The following is a 3,253-nucleotide window of genomic DNA, read 5'->3' on the forward strand; positions in this document are numbered from 1 at the left end:
CCCCCTACCTGCTCATCTACCCAGCTCAGAGGAAGATGCACAGGGCTGAGGACTTCAGGAGAATTGTGGCTAGGGTGAAAAATTGGAGGGATGGTCTGCTCTGAGCTCTATACCTCCTGCCTATCCCATCCCTCCGCTATCCTCCGCACCTCGTCCGCTATCCTCTCAATGAGCCTCTCCGCGAATCTGACCGCCTCCTCGTAACTCGGCAGATCCCTCCTGAACTTCTCATCGTAGGCGAGCATCGATCCGGGGAGTGGTATCGCCTGTATCCCGCTCCTTAGGGTGTATATCTCGCTCTCCTCTATCCCCCCTCTGATCAGGTCCCTGTTGATCACTAGTATCAAAGCCGCCTCGTCGACGCCGGCATGCCCCCCACTCCCCCCGAACATCTCCTCGGTCAGCTCCTTCGCCAGATCCCACCATGTGACCATGGCGCTCTTCATCCTCAACTCCAACCAGGCCCTTCCCATGGCCCTTAAGACGCCGTTAACCTGTCCAGATCCTCCATGCCCATTCATAACTATCAGCCTCTCGAAACCGTTGTTGAACAGCTCGGACAGGACCTCATAGACCAAGGACTCCAGAGTTGAGTCGCTCAGGGTTATCGTGCCCAGGTATCCTGAGAGCCCCACGGCAACCCCGTAGTGGATGGGAGGAGCCACCAGGGCGTTCACCCTCTCCGCGACCCTCAGGGACAGCCACTCAGCTATCAGGATGTCCGTGCCAAGGGGTAGGTGCGGGCCGTGGGCCTCGCACACCCCCATGGGGAGTATGACCATATCCGTATCCTCTATGGCCTCCCGGAACTCCCTGTAACTCATGAGCCAGATCCTTCTCTCGCTCATGATCTGACCCTCTTCAGGAACTCCTCCAAGACTTCCTCCAGGTTCGGGGACCCTATCTCCTGGAGCTCGTAGTACACGTGGACGGCCGGCTTGTTTATCCTGAGGTACCGGCTTATGTCCGTTGGGGTCCCTAGGACCACCGCCTCCGCGGGAGATCTGTTTATCGTCTCCTCTAGCTCCCTCATCTGTGTCTCCCCATAACCCACGGCCGGGAGAACCTGTGATAGGTGTGGATACTTCTCATATGTCTCCCTTATGGAGCCCACGGCATAAGGTCTCGGGTCTATGACCTCGGCCTTGAGCCTCCTTGCCATAAGATAACCGGCCCCGAAACCCATGTCCCCGTGGGTCACGGTGGGACCATCCTCGACGACTATCACCCTCTTCCCCTCGACGAGCTCGGGCCTATCGACCGTGTAAGGGATTGCTGCTGTTATCACCTTGGCCCTGGGATTCACTCTCTCGATGTTGCTCATCACCTTCTCCACATCGCTGTGGCAAGCGGTGTCCACCTTGCTCACTATGATGACGTCGGCCATCCTAACGTTGACGCTCCCTGGCCAGTATGTCAGCTCATGACCCGCTCTGAGCGGATCAACGACCGTTATCATGAGATCAGGCTTGAAGAACGGGAAGTCGTTGTTCCCGCCATCCCAGAGTATGACATCGCTCTCCTTCTCCGCCTCCCTCAGTATTCTCTCGTAGTCGACCCCGGCGAAGACAACATTACCCAGCCTTATGTGGGGCTCGTAGTCTTCCCTCTCCTCTATGGTCGCGTTTTGCTTATCCAGGTCCTCAAGCGATGCGAACCTCTGGACCACCTGCTTCCTGAGGTCCCCGTAGGGCATGGGATGCCTCACGACGGCCACCCTGAGCCCCTTGCCTCGGAGTATCTTGGAGACCCTCCTGCTCGTCGGGCTCTTCCCCGCCCCTGTTCTGACAGCAGTGACTGCTATCACTGGCTTGTTTGATTTCAGCATCGTGCTCTTCGGTCCCAGCAGCATGAAGTCGGCCCCGCAGGCCTGGGCCAATGCCGCCCTCTCCATTATGTATTGGTGAGAGACATCGCTGTAGGAGAAAACGACGAGATCCACATCTTTCTCCCTTATTATCCTCGGGAGCTCCTCCTCAGGGTAGATCGGGATTCCATTGGGATAGAGGGGTCCCGCGAGCTCAGGCGGATAAATTCTGCCGGCTATGTTTGGGAGCTGGGCCGCCGTGAAGGCCACCACCTCGTACTGGTCGTTGTTCCGAAAGAAGACGTTGAAGTTGTGAAAATCACGACCGGCCGCACCCATGATCACTACTCTCCTGACCATAACGCGCACCCCCAGCTTCGCTTGGTAACGGATTTAACGTTAAGCCTCCAGGTCCTGTGTGAGGGCCGAGAGGGAGCTAGTGGACGAGATAATGAGGATCGTCATGGAGGATCCCAGGGAGCTGCTGAGACTCGGTAGGGACGATGCCTCAGCTAGGGAGCTGGATCGAGGTGTTTACATATTCAAGATGGATATGGTTTCATCTTCCACGGACCTGCTCCCGGGCATGAGCCTGAGTCAGCTCGCCAAGAAATGCGTCACCGCCAACTTCTCGGACATAGCCTCGAAGGGGGGGAGACCCCTGATCTTCATGGCCTCGCTGGGCCTTCCCAGGGACCTGAGTGATGAGGAATTCTCATCCATCTTCAGGGGATTTGAGGAGGCGATGAGAAAGTACGGGACCTACTTGGTTGGAGGGGATCTCGGGGAGGCTAAGGAGCTCATCATATCTGGTTTCGCATTCGGTAGAGCTGAGGGAAGGCTTGTGGGAAGGGGAGGGGCCAGGCCCGGAGAAGTTGTGATGACGACCGGTGCCTTCGGATTGACCTGGCTGGGTTTCAAGCACCTCCTGGAGGGCCTGGAGCTGCCTGATCCGCTGAGGGAGGATGCCCTGAGGGCTGTGTACGAACCCGAGGCCAGGGTGGAGGAGGGGATAGTCATATCCCGTTACGCCACATCGACCGTTGATAGCAGCGACGGCCTGTACTGGTCCCTGAAGGAGCTCTCTAGGGCAAGTGGCCACGGGTTCCTTGTTGAGGAGATCCCGTTGGATGAGAGGGTGAGGCGCTACCTGAGCGACAGGGGAATGAACCCCATAGAGGCGGCTTTCCATGGGGGTGATGAGTATGAGATCGTCTTCACGTTGAGGGAGGAGCGAGTGAGGGATGTCATGGAGAGTTTGGAGTCTCTTGGCCTGAGTCCCCTGAGGATAGGGAGGGTGATCGAGGGTGAGGGGATTTACCTGAGGACCGAGGAAGGGATCATCGAGGTCCCCAGGGGCGGGTGGGAGCACTTCAGATAGTCAGGCTCATGGGCTCCCCAAGGGAGGGGATCACCACCTCCACGTCTAGCTTCGAGATCCTGATC

Annotated in this window: 3 protein-coding genes; 1 reads left to right on the forward strand and 2 read right to left on the reverse strand. The window is 57.8% G+C overall.

Annotated elements, in window-relative coordinates:
* Window positions 1–107 precede the first annotated feature (107 nt).
* Window positions 108–848, reverse strand: a complete 741-nt coding sequence (locus tag BA066_07400; GenBank protein ID RDD52866.1) for a creatininase family protein — start codon at window positions 846–848, stop codon at window positions 108–110.
* Entirely contained in the window at window positions 845–2,167 is a 1,323-nt protein-coding gene (locus tag BA066_07405; protein ID RDD52867.1) for a GTPase, read from the reverse strand. The genes BA066_07400 and BA066_07405 overlap by 4 nt, the downstream gene beginning before the upstream one ends.
* A 58-nt stretch (window positions 2,168–2,225) precedes the next feature.
* Between BA066_07405 and thiL the strand changes: the two genes are divergently transcribed.
* Window positions 2,226–3,188 carry a thiamine-phosphate kinase gene (gene thiL, locus BA066_07410; protein RDD52868.1) on the forward strand — a complete coding sequence of 321 codons (963 nt, stop codon included), beginning with the start codon at window positions 2,226–2,228 and terminating at the stop codon, window positions 3,186–3,188.
* Window positions 3,189–3,253 lie beyond the last annotated feature (65 nt).

This window comes from Candidatus Korarchaeota archaeon NZ13-K, assembly GCA_003344655.1.
GTDB lineage: Archaea > Korarchaeota > Korarchaeia > Korarchaeales > Korarchaeaceae > Korarchaeum.

What these genes read in the sequence shown, in the direction of transcription:
- BA066_07400 (RDD52866.1), bottom strand. Translation starts at nt 848, where the DNA reads ATGAGCGAGAGAAGGATCTGGCTCATGAGTTACAGGGAGTTCCGGGAG.
- BA066_07405 (RDD52867.1), bottom strand. Translation starts at nt 2,167, where the DNA reads ATGGTCAGGAGAGTAGTGATCATGGGTGCGGCCGGTCGTGATTTTCAC.